Annotated in this window: 22 protein-coding genes and 2 pseudogenes; 21 read left to right on the forward strand and 3 right to left on the reverse strand. The window is 58.8% G+C overall.

Features of this window, described 5'->3' with window-relative positions:
• Positions 1 to 29: 29 nt before the first annotated feature.
• Positions 30 to 2594, reverse strand: a complete 2565-nt coding sequence (mutS, locus tag H035_RS0101285; RefSeq protein ID WP_022947206.1) for a DNA mismatch repair protein MutS — start codon at positions 2592 to 2594, stop codon at positions 30 to 32.
• Positions 2595 to 3174: 580 nt separating this feature from the next.
• On the opposite strand from mutS, the gene H035_RS0101295 reads away from it, so the two are divergent.
• Together H035_RS0101295 and H035_RS0101300 are read left to right on the forward strand one after the other, a co-directional pair.
• Positions 3175 to 3912: a type IV toxin-antitoxin system AbiEi family antitoxin domain-containing protein gene (locus H035_RS0101295; RefSeq protein WP_022947208.1), complete on the forward strand. Its 738-nt coding sequence runs from the start codon at positions 3175 to 3177 to the stop codon at positions 3910 to 3912.
• Positions 3909 to 4829, forward strand: coding sequence for a nucleotidyl transferase AbiEii/AbiGii toxin family protein (locus H035_RS0101300; protein ID WP_022947209.1), 921 nt, complete (start codon positions 3909 to 3911; stop codon positions 4827 to 4829). Before H035_RS0101295 ends, H035_RS0101300 begins: the two co-directional genes overlap by 4 nt.
• Before the next feature lie 262 nt (positions 4830 to 5091).
• Here H035_RS0101300 and H035_RS0101305 read toward each other — a convergent pair whose 3' ends face one another.
• Positions 5092 to 5448, reverse strand: coding sequence for a hypothetical protein (locus H035_RS0101305; RefSeq protein WP_022947210.1), 357 nt, complete (start codon positions 5446 to 5448; stop codon positions 5092 to 5094).
• Between the two features lie 103 nt (positions 5449 to 5551).
• Here H035_RS0101305 and H035_RS0101310 point away from each other — a divergent pair, with 103 nt between their 5' ends.
• Both H035_RS0101310 and H035_RS0101315 read left to right on the forward strand, forming a co-directional pair.
• On the forward strand, positions 5552 to 7363 hold the full coding sequence (locus H035_RS0101310) for a tetratricopeptide repeat protein (RefSeq protein WP_022947211.1): 1812 nt from the start codon (positions 5552 to 5554) through the stop codon (positions 7361 to 7363).
• Positions 7341 to 8489 carry a glycosyltransferase gene (locus tag H035_RS0101315; RefSeq protein ID WP_022947212.1) on the forward strand — a complete coding sequence of 383 codons (1149 nt, stop codon included), beginning with the start codon at positions 7341 to 7343 and terminating at the stop codon, positions 8487 to 8489. The genes H035_RS0101310 and H035_RS0101315 overlap by 23 nt, the downstream gene beginning before the upstream one ends.
• Before the next feature lie 49 nt (positions 8490 to 8538).
• On the opposite strand, the pseudogene H035_RS22675 reads toward H035_RS0101315, so the two are convergent.
• Positions 8539 to 8664: pseudogene (locus tag H035_RS22675) on the reverse strand (TA system antitoxin ParD family protein); the annotation flags it as partial.
• Between the two features lie 40 nt (positions 8665 to 8704).
• Between H035_RS22675 and H035_RS0101320 the strand changes: the two are divergent.
• From H035_RS0101320 to H035_RS0101395, 17 genes and pseudogenes are all read left to right on the forward strand, one after another.
• Positions 8705 to 8995 carry a type II toxin-antitoxin system Phd/YefM family antitoxin gene (locus H035_RS0101320; RefSeq protein WP_022947213.1) on the forward strand — a complete coding sequence of 97 codons (291 nt, stop codon included), beginning with the start codon at positions 8705 to 8707 and terminating at the stop codon, positions 8993 to 8995.
• Positions 8971 to 9147: a type II toxin-antitoxin system VapC family toxin gene (locus H035_RS22680; RefSeq protein ID WP_407635328.1), complete on the forward strand. Its 177-nt coding sequence runs from the start codon at positions 8971 to 8973 to the stop codon at positions 9145 to 9147. The genes H035_RS0101320 and H035_RS22680 overlap by 25 nt, the downstream gene beginning before the upstream one ends.
• 97 nt (positions 9148 to 9244) lie before the next feature.
• Positions 9245 to 9445 carry a ribonuclease HepT family protein gene (locus tag H035_RS17655; RefSeq protein ID WP_022947214.1) on the forward strand — a complete coding sequence of 67 codons (201 nt, stop codon included), beginning with the start codon at positions 9245 to 9247 and terminating at the stop codon, positions 9443 to 9445.
• 41 nt (positions 9446 to 9486) lie between these two features.
• Positions 9487 to 9791, forward strand: a pseudogene (locus H035_RS21650) (glycosyltransferase).
• Positions 9792 to 9797: 6 nt separating this feature from the next.
• Entirely contained in the window at positions 9798 to 10001 is a 204-nt protein-coding gene (locus H035_RS21660; protein WP_022947216.1) for a glycosyltransferase family protein, read from the forward strand.
• Between the two features lie 316 nt (positions 10002 to 10317).
• The gene (locus H035_RS0101340; protein WP_022947217.1) at positions 10318 to 10566 is read left to right on the forward strand and encodes a hypothetical protein; all 249 of its coding nucleotides are present in this window, start codon (positions 10318 to 10320) and stop codon (positions 10564 to 10566) included.
• A 292-nt stretch (positions 10567 to 10858) separates the two neighbouring features.
• A complete protein-coding gene (locus H035_RS0101345; RefSeq protein ID WP_235044525.1) occupies positions 10859 to 11152 on the forward strand; it encodes a nucleotidyltransferase domain-containing protein in 294 nt (97 codons plus the stop codon).
• A complete protein-coding gene (locus H035_RS0101350) occupies positions 11149 to 11631 on the forward strand; it encodes a hypothetical protein (protein WP_026596137.1) in 483 nt (160 codons plus the stop codon). Before H035_RS0101345 ends, H035_RS0101350 begins: the two co-directional genes overlap by 4 nt.
• Positions 11628 to 12365 (forward strand): glycosyltransferase family 2 protein, encoded by a 738-nt coding sequence (locus H035_RS0101355; protein WP_051149717.1) that lies wholly within the window; start codon positions 11628 to 11630, stop codon positions 12363 to 12365. Before H035_RS0101350 ends, H035_RS0101355 begins: the two co-directional genes overlap by 4 nt.
• Positions 12362 to 12733 (forward strand): DUF2304 domain-containing protein, encoded by a 372-nt coding sequence (locus H035_RS0101360; RefSeq protein ID WP_022947221.1) that lies wholly within the window; start codon positions 12362 to 12364, stop codon positions 12731 to 12733. Before H035_RS0101355 ends, H035_RS0101360 begins: the two co-directional genes overlap by 4 nt.
• A complete protein-coding gene (locus H035_RS0101365; RefSeq protein ID WP_022947222.1) occupies positions 12730 to 14109 on the forward strand; it encodes a sugar transferase in 1380 nt (459 codons plus the stop codon). Before H035_RS0101360 ends, H035_RS0101365 begins: the two co-directional genes overlap by 4 nt.
• Positions 14109 to 15365: an O-antigen ligase family protein gene (locus tag H035_RS0101370; protein ID WP_022947223.1), complete on the forward strand. Its 1257-nt coding sequence runs from the start codon at positions 14109 to 14111 to the stop codon at positions 15363 to 15365. The genes H035_RS0101365 and H035_RS0101370 overlap by 1 nt, the downstream gene beginning before the upstream one ends.
• A 2-nt stretch (positions 15366 to 15367) precedes the next feature.
• A complete protein-coding gene (locus H035_RS20615) occupies positions 15368 to 15976 on the forward strand; it encodes a metal-dependent hydrolase (protein WP_022947224.1) in 609 nt (202 codons plus the stop codon).
• The gene (locus H035_RS0101380; protein WP_022947225.1) at positions 15963 to 17207 is read left to right on the forward strand and encodes an oligosaccharide flippase family protein; all 1245 of its coding nucleotides are present in this window, start codon (positions 15963 to 15965) and stop codon (positions 17205 to 17207) included. Before H035_RS20615 ends, H035_RS0101380 begins: the two co-directional genes overlap by 14 nt.
• A gap of 130 nt (positions 17208 to 17337) precedes the next feature.
• On the forward strand, positions 17338 to 17634 hold the full coding sequence (locus tag H035_RS0101385; protein WP_022947226.1) for a nucleotidyltransferase domain-containing protein: 297 nt from the start codon (positions 17338 to 17340) through the stop codon (positions 17632 to 17634).
• Complete coding sequence (locus tag H035_RS0101390; protein ID WP_022947227.1) at positions 17634 to 18188, forward strand: hypothetical protein; 555 nt, start codon at positions 17634 to 17636, stop codon at positions 18186 to 18188. The genes H035_RS0101385 and H035_RS0101390 overlap by 1 nt, the downstream gene beginning before the upstream one ends.
• Before the next feature lie 26 nt (positions 18189 to 18214).
• A complete protein-coding gene (locus H035_RS0101395; protein WP_022947228.1) occupies positions 18215 to 18559 on the forward strand; it encodes an RpnC/YadD family protein in 345 nt (114 codons plus the stop codon).
• Positions 18560 to 18571: the final 12 nt, after the last annotated feature.

The following is an 18571-nucleotide window of genomic DNA, read 5'->3' on the forward strand; positions in this document are numbered from 1 at the left end:
GGGGTCATGCCACAGAGATAAAACGTGGCTTATTCTTCGTCCAGCAAGGTTTTCAGTTCGTACAGCACAGCCAAAGCCTGGCGGGGCGTGAGGTCGTCCGGATCGATGGCGTTCATTCGATCGATGAGGGGAGAAGCTTCCCCCGGCGGTGCGAAAAGATCCAGTTGGGATTGCGCCGCCGCGTCCGCGGGGCGATTTCGAGTTTCGAGTGCTTCCAGCTTGCCGCGGGCGCGTTCGATCACCGCCTGCGGTACCCCCGCCAGACCCGCCACCTGCAAGCCGTAACTCTGATTGGCGGGACCCTCCCGCACTGCGTGCAAAAACACGATTTGGTCGCCGTATTCGGCCGCTTCCAGATGGACGTTGGCCACCTGGGGTATTTCCTCGGCCAGCGCGGTGAGTTCGAAATAATGGGTGGCGAACAGGGTGAGCGAACGTTTTTGGCGCGCCAGAAACTCGGCCACCGCCCAGGCCAGGGAGAGCCCGTCGAAGGTGCTGGTGCCGCGGCCGACTTCGTCCATCAGAACCAGGCTGTGCTCGGTGGCGTTGTGGAGGATGGTGGCGGTCTCGGTCATTTCCACCATGAAGGTGGAGCGCCCCGAGGCCAGGTCGTCGGAAGCGCCGATACGGGTGAAGATTCGATCCACCGGCCCGATTTCGGCGCCATCGGCGGGGACGAAGCTGCCCAGGTGGGCGAGCAGCACGATCAGAGCCGCCTGGCGCATGTAGGTGGATTTGCCGCCCATGTTGGGGCCGGTCACGATCAACATGCGCTGTTCGGGAGCAAGGTTCAGATCGTTGGGAATGAAGGTCTCCGTCCGGCTTTCCACCACCGGGTGGCGCCCGCCCCGAATTTCAATACCCGGGGCCGTGCTCAGCTTGGGCCTTCGCCAGTCCAGGGTATGGGCGCGTTCGGCGAAAGCGGCCAAAACGTCCAATTCCGCCAGCGCTTCGGCGCGGGCGTGGATATCGGGAACCGCATGGGTCAGCGTTTCCAATAAATCCTCGTAGAGGGATTTTTCCAGCGCCAGGGCTTTTTCCCGGGCGGTGAGGACTTTTTCTTCAAAGGCCTTCAACTCCGGAGTGAGAAAGCGCTCCACGTTTTTCAAGGTTTGCCGGCGGATGTAATCGGCGGGCACTGTCTCGCTTTGGCTGCGGGGAATTTCCAGGTAGTAGCCGTGGACTTTGTTGTAACGGACTTTCAGGTTGGCGATGCCGGAGCGCTCCCGCTCGCGCTGTTCCAATTCCAGCAGATAGTCCTCGCCGTGCCGGCTCAGCCGTCTGAGTTCATCCAAATCGGGGTGATAGCCGGGCGCGATGACGCCGCCGTCGCGGATCAGCAGGGGAGGCTGATCGATGATGGCCCGTTCCAACAGGTCCAGGGTGGCGGGCAAATCGGCCAGCTGTTCTCCCAGCGCCCGCAAGCGGGGACTGGCGCACTCGGCCGGTAGCGCCCGAAGCTCGGGCAGAAGGGCCAAGGTCTTTCGCACCAGGGTCAGATCGCGCGGCCGCGCCGATTTGAGGGCGATGCGGGTGGCGGCCCGGCCGATGTCGCCGGTCTCCCGCAAGCGCTCGCGCAGGGGATGGAATTGGCGGCCCAGGAGCAGTTCCTCCACCGCGTCCAGTCTTTGTCCGATCGCTTCGCGCTCGCGCAGGGGACGCTGCAGCCAGCGCTTGAGCAGGCGCCCGCCGGCGGCGGTGCCGGTGGTATCCAGCACCCCCAGCAGGGTGAATTCGAGCCGTCCGGAGGGATGGCGGTCCAGTTCCAGGTTGCGGCGAGTGGCGGCGTCCAGGCCGATGGTGTCGGCGCCGGTCTCCACTCGAATCGAGGTCAGGTGGGGCAGGGCGCGTTTTTGCGTCTCGCGGACATAGTCGAGCAGGCCGCCGGCGGCGGCCACCGCGGCGTCCAGCCCTTCGCAGCCGAACCCGGACAAGTCCTGGACCCGGAACTGTTCCTGCAGGGCGCGGCGCGCCGCGGCGGGTTCGAAATGCCAGGCCGGCCGCAGGGTGACGCCGGGACGTTGCCGGAGGCAGCCGGGGAGGGGCCAATCCTCGGGAAGCAGGATTTCGGCCGGGTCCAGGCGCTCCAGTTCGGCCGTCAGGGCGGTTTCCTCGGCCACCTCCTGAACCGTGAAGCGGCCGCAGCTGAGTTCCAGGCAGGCGAGCCCGATGCGATCCTTGAGTGGGGCCAAGGCGAGCAGCAGGGTGTCACGCCGTTCTTCCAGCAGGGCTTCGTCGGTGGCGGTGCCCGGCGTGACCACCCGGACCACCTGGCGTTCCACCGGCCCCTTGGCCTTGGCCGGATCGCCGATCTGCTCGCAAATGGCCACCGACTCGCCCGCCTTCAGCAGTTTGACCAGATAGTTTTCCACCGCGTGGTAGGGAATACCCGCCATGGGCACCGATCGGCCCGCGGATTCGCCCCGCGAGGTCAGGGTCAGATCGAGCAGGCCGGCCGCCCTGACCGCATCGTCGAAGAACAATTCGTAAAAATCCCCCATCCGGTAAAACAGCAGAATATCGGGATACTCCGCCTTGAGGCGGAGATACTGCTGTATCATGGGGGTGTGCGAAGAATTATCAATATTACTCATATAAAACAATCACTTATAATTTATACCGCGACTCTTTGGGGCAAATTTGGGTCACTTTTCGTCATATTTTGCATGCTCTCCCAGATACGATCCAACTCCCTGGGACTCTGTATCTATCCAGCGGCCATAGACCTGCACAAGCATGGAATAGTCTTTGTGCCCCATTTGGTTGGCGATGAAAGCGAGGTTACCTTGCGCTGTCAGGATAGGTGTATCGGGTCTGGTAGGGAGGACGTGGGCGGATTTTTGCGCGCCGTCAGTATATATTTCCAGGAGTTGCAGGCAGTAAAACCTCAGAATGAAAACCTGACAGAGCAGGTGGCTCGACTAATATACGATTTATAAAGATAAATTGTGTTTTTTAGAGATTTTTGTTAATCCGCCAAGGCGTTGATACCTCATATACTGAAGAGATTGTGGTGCCTGATGCAGAGCGCGTCAGGCCATGATGTCCATGGATATGGCAAGAATAGGGATATTGGAGGAATTTTTATAAAAATATAAATCGTCGTAGTTTAGTTACGATTTATTGAACTAATATAAATTGACTCGTTTTTAAAAAAAATGTATAAGTCGTAGTATGGCTACGAAAAACCCAGGTAAATTAAACCTTCTTTACACCAGCTTGGCGCCAGGTTCGCCCCTGACTTCAGACGACCTGGCGACTCTGGGCATCTCGGCAGATCTCGCCGTTCACTATGTGCGAGCTGGTTGGCTGATGCGTTTGGCGCGAGGTGTTTTCTGTCGCCCAAATGACGAACTCAAATTGTATCCCAGTCTTCTCCTGTTGCAGGGCAAGTTCACCGGGCTGCACGTCGGCGGTAAGTCGGCGCTCGACTGGTATGGCGTGCGCCAGTACGTCTCGCAACAGCCGATGCTAGAGCTTTACGGCTGGGCGAATGGTCGCTTGCCGGAGTGGTTCACGGAACGCTTCCCGGCCCAGTACCACCGCAAGCGCCTGTTCGACGAACCTCCCGAGGCCTTGCGGCATGTCACGCCTTTTGAGAGGAGGAAAGGGGCGCCTCAGGTGTCGTCGCCGGAAAGGGCGCTGCTGGAGTTGTTGAGTGAAGTCGGCGTACGCCAGCCTTTGCAGGAGGCCCGCGAACTGGTTGAGAGTACTTATAGCCTGCGCGCCAATGTGCTGAACGAACTGTTGCAACACTGTACCAGCGTTAAGACGGTACGGCTTTGTCTGCAATTGGGTCGCGAGGGCGGGTTGCCCTGGGCTGACAAACTGGACCCAGACGCATTGCCGACCGGCAGTGACCGGCCCTGGGTATCCAAGTCAGCCGACGGTCTGTTGGTGCTCAAACCATGAACCGGGCGTATCTCGAAACGGCACGGCTACTGACACAGGTTGCGCCACTTATATTCGTGGATGACACCTTCGCCCTGAAAGGGGGGACGGCCATTAATCTCTTTGTGCGCGACATGCCTCGACTGTCGGTGGATCTCGATCTGGTATTCCCGGATTACACGCTACCGCGTGATCAGGCGCTGGCGCGGATTAACGACGCCATTCGGGAGGCCGCCGAGCGCTTGAACAGGCATGGGTTTCAGACGCACATACCGGCCGCTGAAGCAGGTGAATCCAAGCTGTTGGTGCGCCGTGGGAGAACTGAAGTCAAAATCGAAGCCAATTTTGTACTGCGCGGAACGGTGAGGCCGGTACGCCGGCTTTCTCTTACTCCTGTCGCCAGCGATGTACTAATGGCCGATCTGGATATTCCGGTCGCTTCACTGGAAGACTTGTATGGCGGTAAGCTGATCGCAGCGCTGGACCGTCAGCATCCTCGCGACCTTTTCGACGTGATGCAACTTTTTGAGCGTGAAGGTATTACCTCCAGCATTCGCCGTGCTTTCGTTGTATATCTGGCCAGTCATAACCGCCCGGTGCATGAGGTGCTATTTCCGCATTTGAAGGATATTAGCCACGATTACAAATACAACTTCGAGGGGATGACGGTCGAGCCGGTGCCGCTCGATGCATTACTGGTGGCCCGTGATCGGATGATGCATGAACTTCAGACAGGGCTGGACGACAACGAGCAGCGATTTTTGTTATCTCTGGTGGTCGGTGATCCCGATTGGGATTTGATGGGTATCGCTCACCTTGAACACCTGCCGGGTATTCGTTGGAAGTTACACAACCTGGAAAAATTGCAAAAAGCCAATGCGGAAAAGTTTGCCGAGCAGGCTGATATGCTGGCCTCCCGGCTGGCCACCGTTACTTGATCGTGAACTCCAATAAATGGGCATCGGTTAGCTAAAGAGGTAAAAACGCTCATTTTGACAAATAAGAGAGATGAGGAATGGCTGAGAAATCGTTGAGAGAAAATCGTGTATCTCCTTCAGAGTTCATGCGCCAGCGTCGTCCTGAATATTATTCAGATACCGAAGATCACACAGCGTATCAGCTAGATAGCACAATACTTGAATACCACCTGGATTGAGGTGTGGCGTGCCAAAGGTGGATTTCGGGTCATATTTACGCGGGTCACGGATCTCCGATGAATCGGATCGGTTCCCGCCCGGCCAGGTGATCGGGCGTGATGATATAGGTGCCGCGCATGCTGGGGTTCCAGATCTTCTGCGCCGTTGCCGTGTCGCCGCCGGTGAAAAGCCAGGTCAGGCCGCCGGTAATCGCGCCCAGGCCGGCGAAAGTGAGCTTGAATGCTCCGTAGACCGGGGTGACCAGGAAACTGGCGAACCCGGTGATCAAATCGCCGGTGGCGCTGGAGGATGAAGTTTGGTAACGTTCCTGAGCTTGCACCCCGGCCGGAAGCCAAAATATCCAGCCTGCCAGAAGTAGGGCCAACCAGCGGTGGCGCGCAACTGTCGAAGTGGTGTTCATGAGATGCCTCCTCTGTTTTTCCATCCCGGAGTAATTAGCGTATCATTTTAACCTTTTCGGCAGACAGTCGGTGGATTGTCCTCGATCGAAAGGCTTGCACCTCATGACTCGTGACTGGCTAACCCTTAAACGCCTTCTCGGCCACCCGCTTTTCCAACTGGGCTTGATCGCCCTGGCGGTAGCCGCCGTCTACGGCCATACCCTGGACGTGCCTTTCTATCTCGACGATTACCTTTCCCTCCAGAGAAATCCGGCCATTCGTACCCTGGACGGCGATAATCTCTGGCGCTACAGCCCTCAGCGGGTGGTGGGCTACTTCACCTTCGCCTTGAATTATGCCCTCCATCAACTGGCGCTTCCTGGCTATCATCTGGGCAATATCGTCATCCACCTCTTGACGGCGTGGCTGGTTTGGGGGCTGGGGCGGGCGATCCTGCAAACCCCCGCCCTGGGGCAGGCGGGTTTGCCTCGGGCGGCACATTGGCTGCCGCTGCTGGCGGCGCTGATTTTCGCCCTCCACCCGCTGCAGACCCAGGCGGTCACCTATATCACCCAGCGTCTGGCTTCGCTGGCCGCCCTCTGGTATTTGGCGGCTCTGCTCTGTTATTTCCGAATGCGCCTGGCGACCGCCTCGGGCATCCGCATCGCTTGGCTGACGGGATGCGTCCTCGCCGCTGCGGCGGCCTTCCTCACCAAGCAGAATACGGTCACCTTGCCGCTGGCGTGTCTGCTTGCGGAGATCGCTTTCTTTCCTCGATCCCGGCGCAATCCGCTGGTTTGGGGCGGATGGGGCCTGTTGGTGGTGGGCGGTTTGTTCACCCTCTGGGCCATGAGCCATCTGGACGGCGCTTTGTGGCGCCGCCTGGACGCGATGAGCCGGGAAACCCGCTGGTTCAGCCGTCCCGATTATCTGGCGGCGCAGATGAAGGCGCTGTGGTGGTATATCCGCCTGTTTTTCTATCCGGTGGGGCTGCGTTTCGATTACGCCGTCCACGAGCCGCCCACGTGGGCCGATCCCGCTGTGCTGATCGCCGCGGTTGCGCACGCCTCGTTGATCGTCGCCGCGCTTTGGGGATTGCGCCGCTATCCTTTGGCCGCCTTCGGGGTGCTGTTCTACTACACCGCCCATTTGGTGGAGTCGTCGGTGCTCCCGATCCGCGATTTGCTGTTCGAGCACCGCACCTATCTTCCCAACGCCGGCTTGGCCTTGGCCGTGGCCGGCGGGTTGACCCTCCGGCTTCCGGCCCGGTTGCCCCGTGGGCAAGCCTGGGGCTACGGGCTCGCCTGCCTGGGGCTCGCGGCGCTGGCCGTCGCGACTTGGCAGCGCAATCAACTTTGGCGCGACCCCATCGCTTTCTGGCAAAGCAACGTCGCCCTCTCGCCGGAGGCCTACCGGCCGCGGCTGGAACTGGCCAACAGCTATTTCGACGCCGGCCGCAGCGCCGACGCCCGGCGGACGGCGGAGGAATTGGTCGCCCTGCTGGATCGTCACGGATGGCGGCCGGGAGAGAAGGACCTGCCCGATACGGTGGTGGCCAACCTGGCCTTGGCCTATACCATGGTGCAGCGTTACGACGATGCGGAAAAGGTGGCCCGTCATTACGCGCGCCGGGTCCGCTCCCGGGAGACCCGGGCCAATCTCCAATTGGTGCTGGGGGATGCCGCCTTCGTGCGCAAGGAATACCCCCGCGCCGAGACCCATTACCGTAAGGCGGTGGATCTTTATCCCGCCAATCCCAGCGCCTGGCTGTCGTTGGGGGAAACCCTGGGGGTGCAGCAGCGCTACGCCGACGCCCGTCAGGTGTATCAAAAGCTTCTCCAGCGTTGGCCCGACCATCCGGTGGGGCGCAAGAAATTGGCCCTGGCCGAATATCTCATGAATCGACAATCCCGTGCGCGTCCTGCATCTCGGTAAGTATTATCCCCCGGCGCGGGGCGGGATCGAGCATTTCCTGGAAAACCTGTTGCCGGTTCTGCCGAGCGAGGGAATCGCCCCCGCGGCTCTGGTGCACGCCCACGCCGAAGGGGAAAGACGCTGGACCCCTTTCCCCTTGTGGCGGGTGCCCACCCATGGACAGTTTCTCTATGCGCCTCTCAGTCCCGCCTTTCCCTTCTGGCTGAACCGGATGATTCGGGATGTTCGCCCCCATCTGCTCCATCTGCATCTCCCCAATCTGTCCGCCTTCTGGGCGTTGGCGGTCCCCGCGGCGCGCGAGCTTCCGTGGATCGTCCACTGGCACGCCGACGTGGTGCCGTCGCGCATCGACGCTCGCCTGGCGTGGGTGTACCGGGTCTACCGCCCTTTGGAGCAGGCGCTCCTCAAGCGAAGCCGAAAAATCATCGCCACCTCGCCGCCGTACCGGAGCGCCAGCCCCGCCTTGAAGCCGTGGCGGGAAAAGGTGGAAGTGGTCCCCCTGGGCCTGGACCCGGAGCGCTTGCCCCCGCCGGACCCGGAAATCCGCCGCTGGGCCGAGCGGACCTGGGGCGAGGAGGACCGGCTGCGGCTGCTCTGCATCGGGCGCTTGACCTATTACAAGGGCCACCGGGTGCTATTGGAGGCCCTGACCCGGCTGGAAGGGGTGCGACTTCTCTGCGCCGGCGGCGGCGAGCTGGCGGCAAAGCTCGCCGCTCAGATTCGCCAATCCGATTTGACCGGGCGGGCGAAACTATTGGGCGAGGTGAGCGACGCCCGCCGCAACGGGTTGCTGGCCACCTGTGATGTGCTCGTGCTGCCTTCCCTGGAGCGCACCGAAGCGTTCGGTTTGGTGCTGCTGGAGGCGATGGCCTACGGCAAGCCGGTCATCGCCAGCGACGTGTCGGGTTCGGGGATGGGCTGGGTGGTGGAGGACGATCGGACCGGCTGGCTGGTGCCGCCCGGCGATGCGGCGACCCTGGCGCGCCGGATCGAATTTACGCGAACCCATTCGGCTGCGAGGCATCGAGCGGGATTGACGGGACGGCAACGCTTGTGCGAGCGGTTTCATATCCAAGCGTGCGCGCGGCAATTGGCCGCGATTTATCGGGCCGCTTTATGGGGTTGATGAAGTTTCTTCGCGGCTTTTGCAAATGAAGGCGTAACCAGCAGTCGCATCAGTTGAACTCGTACTCGCCGATGCCCTCTTCTTGATCGCTGACCAGGATATCCCGGATCATGCTAAACGGCAGATCTGGATTTTCCTCGGCAATCTTCCCGTTTTTTGTCCAATATTCGATTTGCTTCGGGACGGAGTTCGGTGTTGGCCGATAAGTCGGTCATATGGTGATAATTCAGTATAATTATGCGCATGGTAATCTGACTATGGTGCTAAAAATGGAGCAAACGCGGATTTCAAAGTCTGAATTCAAAGCCAAAGCGCTGGAATTGCTTCGTCAGGTCGAGGCTCGGGGTGAATCTTTAATCGTGACCGACCATGGTAAGCCCACGATTGAAGTAAGGCGTTATCGCCTCAAAGAACGTCCACCTTTGGACATATTGAAAGGTTCGGTCAAAGAGTATCTCGATCCTCTGAAACCTGTTGGGGAGTGCGGTTCGATCCGATCGATGTAGAGTTGGCCGTTCATTCGGTACGGCTCCCAGGAGAGTTTCATGCCGATCCGGCTGATCGGCTGATTACTGCCCTTGCCCGCTATTATTCAGTGCCGCTTGTGACCGCGGATAGTCGGATCAGAAATTATAAACACGTTAAAACGATTTGGTAATTATATCGGCGGGCAGCGACTCTGCATGGCGCACCGGCTTGGACTTGTGCAAAAATACGCTTTCCTTTAGAAAAATATTTCAATCCGCCGGAACCGCATGAATCCAAATCTTCTGGAACCGATCCGTTCGGTGCTGCGCCGTCATCCCGAACTGCGAATGGTTTTGCTGTTCGGTTCCCTGGCCGCCGTGCACAATTACGAAGAAATCGATTGGTTCATCGTGCATGCGATTGTCCAGCCTCATCTGAGCGATTTCCATGATTTTGCCCGGGCCGTCGTCGAGAAAATCCAGGCTTAGGAAAAAGGATGTCAATTGTGATTTTGCCTTTCGCCATTCTCATGCCGGCCAGGAACGAAGCCTTATTGATCGGTCGGGTGAGTGCCTCCGTGCGGCGGTATTTTCCCCGGGCCCGGCTGATCGTGATCGACGACGGTAGCGGCGACGAGATCGCCCAAGTGGCCACCGAGGCCCCGGGGCCACCGTGCTCCGGTTGCCGGTTCCCCTGGGCGTCTGGGGGGCGATACAGACCGGCATGCGCTATGCCTTGCAGTTGGGCTACGATACCGCGGTGACCATGGATGCCGACGGCCAGCACCTGGCCGAGGAAATCCGCAAGCTGATGGAAACCTTGGCGCGGGAATAGGCCGAGGTGGTGATCGGCGCCTATCCGCAGCGGGGCAGCCGAGCGCGCCGCCTGGCCTGGCGGTTTTTTCGCGCCTTGAGCGGCTTCGAATTCGCCGATTTGACCTCGGGGTTTCGCGTCTACCGCCGTCCCGCCCTTTGGCTGCTTGCTTCCCCCCGGGCGAGTCTGCTCGAATACCAGGATATGGGGGTGTTCGCGCTCAAGGCCTGAAAATCGCCGAAACGGATGTCTCCATGCGTCCGCGCCTGGAGGGAAAATCCCGGGTATTCAGCAGTTGGTGGCGAGTGGGGGTAATTGTTCGATTGTCCGGTCGATCTGGTGATTCAAGATCGCCATGCGCCCCTCAAACCCGTGTCAGCCGTGGCACGGAAGCATGGCCGTACGATTGGAAGGGGAAGCTTACGTTTCCACCATTGATCCGGGAAACTTGGCCAAACCGGAGCGGCCGAAGGCATAGTAGTAAAGATGCTTGATCGCAAGATTGGACCTCGAATGACTCTGAAGTGGTTAATTTTGGAGAAATAAGATGCCTTGCAACCACAGAAAAGCACTGGACCTGGCAAAAGCGGGGGATTGGGATACCGCCCACAAGATGGTACAACCCCATTCCGACAAACAGTCCTGCCTCATACACGGCTACCTTCACCGGGTGGAGGGAGATCTGTCCAACGCCCGCTATTGGTATCGCCGGGCCGGCGATACCATGCCCGACAACACCCTGGACGCCGAGCTCAACCGACTTTACACCTTGATCCGGGAAGACCAACCCCGGTAAGGGAACGAGAGCGGACGGCGTATAAGGACAAACTGAGAATAGATATTTTATCCCCAAAATATTCTGACCCCGAATATTTGGAGCGATTGGCCGCGATTTATCGGGTCATTGAGCCCTAAAATCTCCCGTGTGATCGGTATAATTAGGCCCATGGTGATCTGACGAGGGTGTTAAAAATGGATCAAGCGCGGATTTTAAAGTCCGTAATCGCGTTTATCGAAGATGCGGATTCCATGCTGTACTATCGGCGAATCCTTATCGAACGGAAACGGGCGTGGCTCGGGACATGCGATTGAACAAAAAACAAATTCGATCCATTCGAAAAATCGTCCACGAACTGGCCGGTCAGGAAGCGCGGGTATACCTATTTGGGTCCAGGCTTATAGATGAAAAAAAAGGAGGCGATGTGGACCTGCTGATCGAGTTGCGCGGGTCAATCGATCAACCGGCGGTACTAGCGGCGCGTCTTTCGGCCCGGATTTCGCGGGCTTTGGATGGGCGTCAGGTGGATATCGTTCTTAAAGCGCCGAATCTGAAATACCTTCCTATTCATGAAGTGGCCTTGAAAGAAGGGCATCCATTGTGACTTTACCGCTGGAGATTCGACAACGGCTACAATTCCTCGTTCGGGTGGTGAACAAAGAGAGGCGCCATCTTTTAGTTACTTTTCATCGATTGACGCCAGTGGAATTCACGCCCGATCAGATTGCCGAACTGGAAAACGATCCCGATCTGGCCGAGCGCATCGATGCATTCGTCAGTCGCTTCGGGCGGCTGCAGGATACGTTGGGAGACAAGCTTTTACCCATACTGTTAAAGGCATTGGGAGAAAAAACCAGGACCGTCGTCGATAATCTGGACCGAGCCGAACGCTTGGGATGGATTGCATCGGCCGATGAGTGGCTGGAAATCCGCCGTTTGCGCAACCAGATGATTCACGAATATGTGGAAGATCCGGTCGTTTTAGCCAATGCCTTGGAGGCAGCGCGCCGTTATGTGTCGGTTTTGACCGAAACGACTGACCGAATGACCGCAGAGCTCAAGCAACGAGGCTGGACGGCATGAATGCCGCGGCGTCCTGGGTGATATCGGCGGACATAATCGACCAAACCGCCAAACCATCCTCTTTCGCCATTCTCATCCCGGCCAAGGACGAAGCATTGCTGGTGGGCCAGGTGGTCGCCTCCGTACGCCGGCATTTTTCGCATGCGCATCTGATCGTGATCGATGACGGCAGCGGCGACGAGACGGCCGCCGAAGCCGCCGAGGCCGGCGCCACCGTGCTCCGCTTGCCGGTGTCCCTGGGTGCCTGGGGGGCGATCCAGACCGGCATGCGCTATGCCTTGCGGTTGGGCTGCGAGACCGCGGTGACCATGGACGCCGACGGCCAGCACCTGGCCGAGGAAATCCCCAAGCTGATGGAAGCCTTGGAACGAGAACAAGCCGAGGTGGTTATCGGTGCTTTTCCCGAACGAGGCAGTCCTGCCCGCCAAATCGCTTGGCGTTTTTTCCGCGCCTTGACCGGCTTCGAATTCGCCGATTTGACCTCGGGTTTTCGCGTATACCGCCGCCGCGCTCTGTCGCTGCTGGCCTCCCCACGGGCGAGCCTGCTCGAATACCAGGATGTCGGAGTATTGCTGTTGCTCCGCGCCCAAGGACTCAAAATCGCCGAAACGGAGGTCTCCATGCAGCCGCGCCTGGAGGGAAAATCCCGAGTATTCAGCAGTTGGTGGCGAGTGGGTGTCTATCTGTTTCAAACACTCATCCTCTGTCTGGCGAATCCCCGCTTCAAACGATGATTTCCTATCAATTGACCTCCGCCGTGTTGGGATTGGCCATTGCCGGCACCATGTTGTGGCTGATCTACCAGGACCGCTTGCATGCCCGGCATGCGTTTTGGTGGGGCGGTGTCGCCCTGGCGGTGATGGTGTTGGGCGTGTTTCCGCAATTGGTGGACTGGATGGCTCGCCGGCTCGGAGTCGCCTATCCACCCGTTCTGGGGATTATCGCCGCCATCGGTGTGATGCTGGTGAAAATGCTCGCCCAGGATCTGGAGCATTCGCGCCAGGAGCGTGCGCTGCGGCGACTTATCCAACGCATCGCGATCCTGGAGGCGGAACTCAAGGAAACGACTCGCAAAGGAAACGATCGACAAGAACCGAAATGAAACAATACTCCGACTTTATCAAGCTGGCCATCGCCATGCTTGATTTGGCCTTGCTAGTTGCGGCGTTCCTCACCGCCTTTCAGTGGCGTTTCGGCAAACTGGATTGGGCGGCGATGCAGCCTTATATTTGGTTGTTGTATGTTTCCGCGCCGGTGGGGTTGTTGTTCATGCTGCGCTACGGTGTCTTGACCGGCTACCGCTACCGTACCTTGCCGCATATTTTGTTCAATACTTTCCGCGCCTTCGTGTGGGCCGGGGTCATTTGCGCCGCGGTGTTGTTCCTGACCAAATCGGGTTGGTACAGCCGCCTTTTCTTCGGGGCCTATTTCGCCCTGGGGGTGGCGTTCGTGGTGGCCGAGAAAATCGCGGTCAAATCGGCCTACGATGCTTATCTGCGCCGCGGCGGCATGGGGATCGCCGTGATTCTCCTGGGATACGGCGAGCGGTTGGAGGAAATCCGAACCGATCTGACTTCCCATCCTAATTGGGGGATACGGATCGTGGGCGAACTTGATCCGCGTCGGCTGAGTGTGGATCGGATGTTCGAGCAGATCAAAAACTCGGTGGTGGATGAAATCTACATCGCTTATCCCCGGGACGAACTGTATCACCGCCAGATCGACGCCTTGCTGAGGAAGCTGGAACAATACGGCTTGCCCATCAAGATAGCCCTCAATTTCGACGAAATCTACGAATATTACGGCCAGCACCCCTGCAAAATGTCGCGTCATGATGGCATTTTGCTGGCACCTTACAATCTGGACCCGGACCAGAGGATTCTCAAGCGTCTGCTGGATATCGCGGGGGCTTTGGTGGGGCTGCTGATCACCGCTTTGCTGTTTCCCTGGATCGCCCTGGCGATCAAGCTCGATTCCCGAGGGCCGGTGATTTTCAGCCAGACCCGGGTTGGCAAGGGCGGACGGCGCTTCCGCTTGTATAAATTCCGGAGCATGCGGCAAGACGCCGAAACGGTCAAAGCCCGGCTCTTGCAGGAGAATATCCATGAGGGGCCGATTTTCAAGTTGGAGAACGATCCTCGCATCACCCGCTTGGGGCGCTTTTTGAGGAAATACAGCCTCGATGAACTGCCCCAGTTCTGGAATGTCCTCAAGGGGGATATGTCCCTCGTGGGGACGCGTCCCCCGACCGTGGATGAAGTGGACCAGTACGCCGACTGGCACTATCGCCGGATCAGCATCAAGCCCGGCTTGACTGGCTTATGGCAAGTGAGCGGGCGCAACCGGGTCAAGGAATTCGACCAAATTGTGCAGAAGGATATCGAATACATCAAAAATTGGTCCTTGGGACTGGATTTATGGCTGATCCTGAAAACCGTCGGCGTGGTGCTGTTTCCGGATAAGAGCGGGGGCGTGTGATGGCGGCGCTTTCGGCAGGGATCCGGCGTTGGATTCTGGACGGCAACATTTGGTTTCTAATCTTTCTGGCGCTGGTGTTGATCAAGCCGGCGACCGGCCCCAACATTAATCGTTATCTGGGTATCCTAGCCTGGCTGGTGGTTTTCGGGGTGTTTTTGGCCAAATTGGCGGTGGCGGGGCATCGGCCCGGCTTTTGGTTGGGCAGGTACAAAATACCGCTGATTTTCATCGCCGGCTTGTTTGCCGCCTATGGCGTCTCGGCCTTGGTGCATCTGGCCAGTTATCCGAATCTTTCCACTTTTGTATTCCGCGCCCTTTCTCCCCTGGCGGTCATGTCCCTGTTTCCCATGCTGTGGATCATTCTGGAAACCCGGCAAGCGGCCACCCGAGTGGCGGTACTGGGGAGTTTGTTCGTCATCGAAGCCCTGGGCGCCGTTCAGCCATTCTATCCCGAGTGGGTGAACGAGCTGCGCCGCCACACCGTGGCCGCCGACGCGCTGTATCAAGTCACTTCCCTATATCGCTGGCACACCATCTTGGGTACTTTGTCGGCATTGATCGCGTTGTACGGCATGGTTCGTCTGTTCCACGCCCGATCCGGCCCCGCGGCCCGCACGGGTTACGGCCTCCTGGCCCTGGTTTCGCTGACGGGCGGGGCCTTGTCCCGTTCGCGCAACTTTCTTTTCGTTCTGCTGGTGGGGCTGGTCGCCTGGTTGTTTTCTTCCCGGCAAAGAATATTGGCGGGTCTCGGGGTGCTGATCCTCTGTCTGGGGTTGTTCCATGCGGTGGTCTGGTTGAATCCGAAGGTGGCCGGTCGCTACGCCACCGCCTTGCCGTATCTGAAAAAACTGCACACCCCTTCCGCCATCACCGGAGCGGATTTTGTCCCGCGAATCAATAATCATTCTTTGTCCAACCGAGTCAGGATTTGGTCCAAGGCTGTCGAGATGTGGCGCGGAGGGCCATGGCTGGGAGTCGGCCCGGGGGTATTCAATTTGAAATCCGGATTGGGACAACGCTACAACACCCACAACGCCTTTCTTCAGGTATTGGTGGACGCCGGTGCGATCGGAATGCTGTGTTTTGTGGGGTTCTGGCTTTATTTATGTGGCAAAACCTTCGGTCGACCGGCCTTTCCCCTGGTCATCGGGGTCATGGGGGCGCTGAGCTTCGACAATTTTCTCGATTACTCCATGGCCTGGGTGCTGGCGACGACCTGGCTCGCTTACGATATTTCCCGCTTGAGTGAATCGTAATCATGTATCCTCCCGGTCACCTTGCAATCAACTACCTGGGCGTTCGCGCCGCCACCCGTTTTCTCGGTCCCTTGCCCCTCTGGCCCGCATTGATCGCAGCGCTGTTCCCGGACGTGGTGGACAAAGTGGTGGCGGACTTTCTTCACTGGGCGCCCTACGGCAGAAACTGGACCCACAATCTCACCGCCGTGGCGCTGTGCGGGCTTGCCTTGGGTGGGGCGAGCCGGAGTGCGGCGGTGGGTCTGTCCTGGGTCATCGGCCACTTGGGGCATTTGGTCGGGGACTTCGTCTTCAATCCCTGGCTTTGGCCCTGGTTCGATTATCTGTGGCCGCACGAATCGCGCAATATCGCCGAGGGCGTGGCCATGACCGCCGTGGATCTTTTTCTCGGGCGGGAGTTGAGTCCGGTAGCCGCGGCGGTGTGGGAAAGCCGGCGATTGCTCGTGGAGACGCTGTTTTTGGGCAGCGTGCTTGCCTCCGGTTTGTCCTGGTTCCCGCTTTCCACCCACCGCTGGTGGTTGGTTCTGGGCTTGACCTGCTGGCTGTATATCGTGATCGAATTCGATCTGGGACCATTCTTGTGGACCTGGGAGCGCTATGGCATTGGCTAAGGCCGCATCCATCCTGCGCGCTTACGCCGGCGATCTGGTCCATTGGCGCGGCGTATTCTGGCAGACCCTCCACTTGGCCGGCGGAGGCGGATTGTATCTGGTCCTCTGGCTGGTGCTGGCGCGCTTTTGGCCGGTGGAGACCTTCGGTCATTTCAATTTCCTGTTCGCGTTCATCTCGGTCAGCGGCATTTTTTTCGATTTCGGTCTCGACGTCCTCCTAACTCGCTTGGTGGCGGGCTCGGGGCGGGCGGAGATTCCCGCCGCGCTGTTGGTGGTGAAAGCTTCGGCGGTGGCGGTATTTTTTCCCCTCTTTGCGGTCATCGGGAAATGGGCCGGGATTCCCTGGCAGGAATTGGGACTTTTCCTGCCCGGGGTGTTGGTCCTTTCCCTGACCGCTTTGCTCAACAGCGTCCTGCGCGGCATGGACCGCCTCGATCTGGAGGGCCGAATCGGCCTGGGCCAGAAATTGGTTTTCGCCGGCGGCACGATTCTGGGGGTGGTGCTCTGGCAGCGTCAGATTGTTTGGGTCGGTCAATGCTATCTCATCTCCCACCTGCTGGCTCTGGCGCTGACCGTTTGGCGGTTGCGCCGTCTGCGTTGGGGAACCGCGGTGCCGATGGCCGCTTTCAAGCCGCTTCTTCGCGAGGCGTGGCCTTTGTGGGGGGTGGCGCTGTTGTCCTTGCTCGCCAGGCGGGCGGACGTATTTTTTCTGGAAACCCTGATGAACGAGCGGGCGGTGGGGATCTTTTCGGCCGCTTCCCGTCTCATCGAAGGCATTACCGTGGTCGGCAGCGCCTATATGGCGGCGGTTTTTCCCCGCTTGGTGAACGGCCTGGGCCAAGGGGGCTTCGGATCCATCCTCCGGCGCTCGGCCTTGTTTCTCGGGCTGGCGGGGCTGGTCATCGGCGTTTTGGGCTTCGTCGGGGCCGAACCCTTGGTGGCATTACTCTACGGAGACGCCTATCAAGAAACGGTTCCCGTGCTGGAAGGCATGATGCTTTTGATGGCGGTAATTTTCCTGGCCGATCTATTGGGGCAGGGGATGATGGCCAAGGCCTGGCAGGGTCGCTATATGCTGGCGCTCGGCCTGGGGCTGGCCGCGACCGCGGCGGTGGCCTGGTATGCGATCCCCCGCTTCGGGGCGATGGGAGCGGTCTACGGCTACTGGGTGCGGGAAGTCCTCCTGGCGGCGGTCCTTACCGCCGTATTGGCCGTCCATGCGTCTCGATAACAAATTTCTCGAATGAGGCGTTAAAAAGAGAGATGAAAAAGGTTTTCGCTTTGGGTATTGCGTTGGGTTTGGGATACGGATTACTGTCTAATCTATAAATCCCCCATCTACGGAAACTGTGAGCGAATCAATGCGCCTTACCCGGGAGCAAAGACAAAGGATTATCCAAACGATCTCCCGCTTGGCCGGTGAGAGCGCTCAAGTTTACCTATTCGGCTCGCGTCTTGATGACCAGGCTAGAGGGGGGGACGTGGACCTGCTCATCGAAACCGATGTACTGCCGGCATTCATCGACCGTGCCCGGGTCCAGATGGAATTGGAATCCCGCCTGGGCCTGCCGGTGGACATCGTATGGAAAGAGCGCGACCGGGCGCCCACGCCTTTCCAGGCCATCGCCCGATCCGGCGCGGCACGACTGGAGAATTGATGGAAACCGGAAAAGCCCCGCTCGAGGCCGAGCGCGAACATTTGGCAAGTCTTTTGGAGGCGATCCAGCGCTGTGTTTATTTCCTCGACGCATCTGCCGGCAAACTCGCCTGGCCTTTGACCGCCGAATTTCTGCAGGCGCATAAAAAGGACCCGGCACTGTTTGAATCCCTGGCCGCCATCAATGAACGATTTGCCAAGCTTCAGGACACGCTTGGGGCCGCCATGCGGCACGCCTATCTTCTGAGCGGGGAGTCGGGCAGCACCTTTCTGAAGGTGCTTGCCTTCTTTGAAAAGATGGGTGTAATCAACTCCATTGAGTCGTGGCAGCTATACCGTACCACCCGAAATCTTGCCGCCCACGATTATGAAATCGATTATGCGGCAATCGCCGAACACTTTAATGCCCTATATGAGCTTGAACCCGCCTTGTATCGCGATGCTTGGCGTTTTGTCGACTATTGCCGAATGGAACTGGCGGTTGCGCCAAGTCAAGGCGATTTCTCCGAGGAATTTTTGAACATCGTGCGCGCTGCTGAAAGAACAGCAGAATAATACTGATCGGCTGACCGGAACCCGCTATGACAGAGACGCTCCGCGACGATTATGATAGCCCGTGGAAGGAAGCGCTGGAGAAGCGGTTGCCGGAAGGGTTGGAGCGACAGTTTCTGGAATCGGTGTATCGACTTGAGGAGACCAAAAAGATGCCTTATGTGACCAGTGCCGAACGGTTTGGAATCGAAAAGGGAAAGCAACAGGGATTGCAGCAAGGTGAAGCGGCGATTCTTCTGCGTTTGATCGAACGCAAATACGGCGCCGAGGCGGCGGCCTGCCGGGAACAGGTATTGCAGGCGGATGCCGAGACCTTACTGGTCTGGTCCGAGCGGGTTCTGAGCGCCGACACCCTCGACGAGGTATTTCGTTGAGAAGGAACGGGA

This window comes from Methylohalobius crimeensis 10Ki, assembly GCF_000421465.1.
GTDB lineage: Bacteria > Pseudomonadota > Gammaproteobacteria > Methylococcales > Methylothermaceae > Methylohalobius > Methylohalobius crimeensis.

Bases quoted from the DNA above. Each gene is read 5' to 3' on its own strand.
- mutS (WP_022947206.1), bottom strand. From the start codon at position 2,594: ATGAGTAATATTGATAATTCTTCGCACACCCCCATGATACAGCAGTAT.
- H035_RS0101295 (WP_022947208.1), top strand. From the start codon at position 3,175: ATGGCTACGAAAAACCCAGGTAAATTAAACCTTCTTTACACCAGCTTG.
- H035_RS0101300 (WP_022947209.1), top strand. From the start codon at position 3,909: ATGAACCGGGCGTATCTCGAAACGGCACGGCTACTGACACAGGTTGCG.
- H035_RS0101305 (WP_022947210.1), bottom strand. From the start codon at position 5,448: ATGAACACCACTTCGACAGTTGCGCGCCACCGCTGGTTGGCCCTACTT.
- H035_RS0101310 (WP_022947211.1), top strand. From the start codon at position 5,552: ATGACTCGTGACTGGCTAACCCTTAAACGCCTTCTCGGCCACCCGCTT.
- H035_RS0101320 (WP_022947213.1), top strand. From the start codon at position 8,705: ATGGTGATAATTCAGTATAATTATGCGCATGGTAATCTGACTATGGTG.
- H035_RS17655 (WP_022947214.1), top strand. From the start codon at position 9,245: ATGAATCCAAATCTTCTGGAACCGATCCGTTCGGTGCTGCGCCGTCAT.
- H035_RS0101340 (WP_022947217.1), top strand. From the start codon at position 10,318: ATGCCTTGCAACCACAGAAAAGCACTGGACCTGGCAAAAGCGGGGGAT.
- H035_RS0101355 (WP_051149717.1), top strand. From the start codon at position 11,628: ATGAATGCCGCGGCGTCCTGGGTGATATCGGCGGACATAATCGACCAA.
- H035_RS0101360 (WP_022947221.1), top strand. From the start codon at position 12,362: ATGATTTCCTATCAATTGACCTCCGCCGTGTTGGGATTGGCCATTGCC.
- H035_RS0101365 (WP_022947222.1), top strand. From the start codon at position 12,730: ATGAAACAATACTCCGACTTTATCAAGCTGGCCATCGCCATGCTTGAT.
- H035_RS0101370 (WP_022947223.1), top strand. From the start codon at position 14,109: ATGGCGGCGCTTTCGGCAGGGATCCGGCGTTGGATTCTGGACGGCAAC.
- H035_RS20615 (WP_022947224.1), top strand. From the start codon at position 15,368: ATGTATCCTCCCGGTCACCTTGCAATCAACTACCTGGGCGTTCGCGCC.
- H035_RS0101380 (WP_022947225.1), top strand. From the start codon at position 15,963: ATGGCATTGGCTAAGGCCGCATCCATCCTGCGCGCTTACGCCGGCGAT.
- H035_RS0101385 (WP_022947226.1), top strand. From the start codon at position 17,338: ATGCGCCTTACCCGGGAGCAAAGACAAAGGATTATCCAAACGATCTCC.
- H035_RS0101390 (WP_022947227.1), top strand. From the start codon at position 17,634: ATGGAAACCGGAAAAGCCCCGCTCGAGGCCGAGCGCGAACATTTGGCA.
- H035_RS0101395 (WP_022947228.1), top strand. From the start codon at position 18,215: ATGACAGAGACGCTCCGCGACGATTATGATAGCCCGTGGAAGGAAGCG.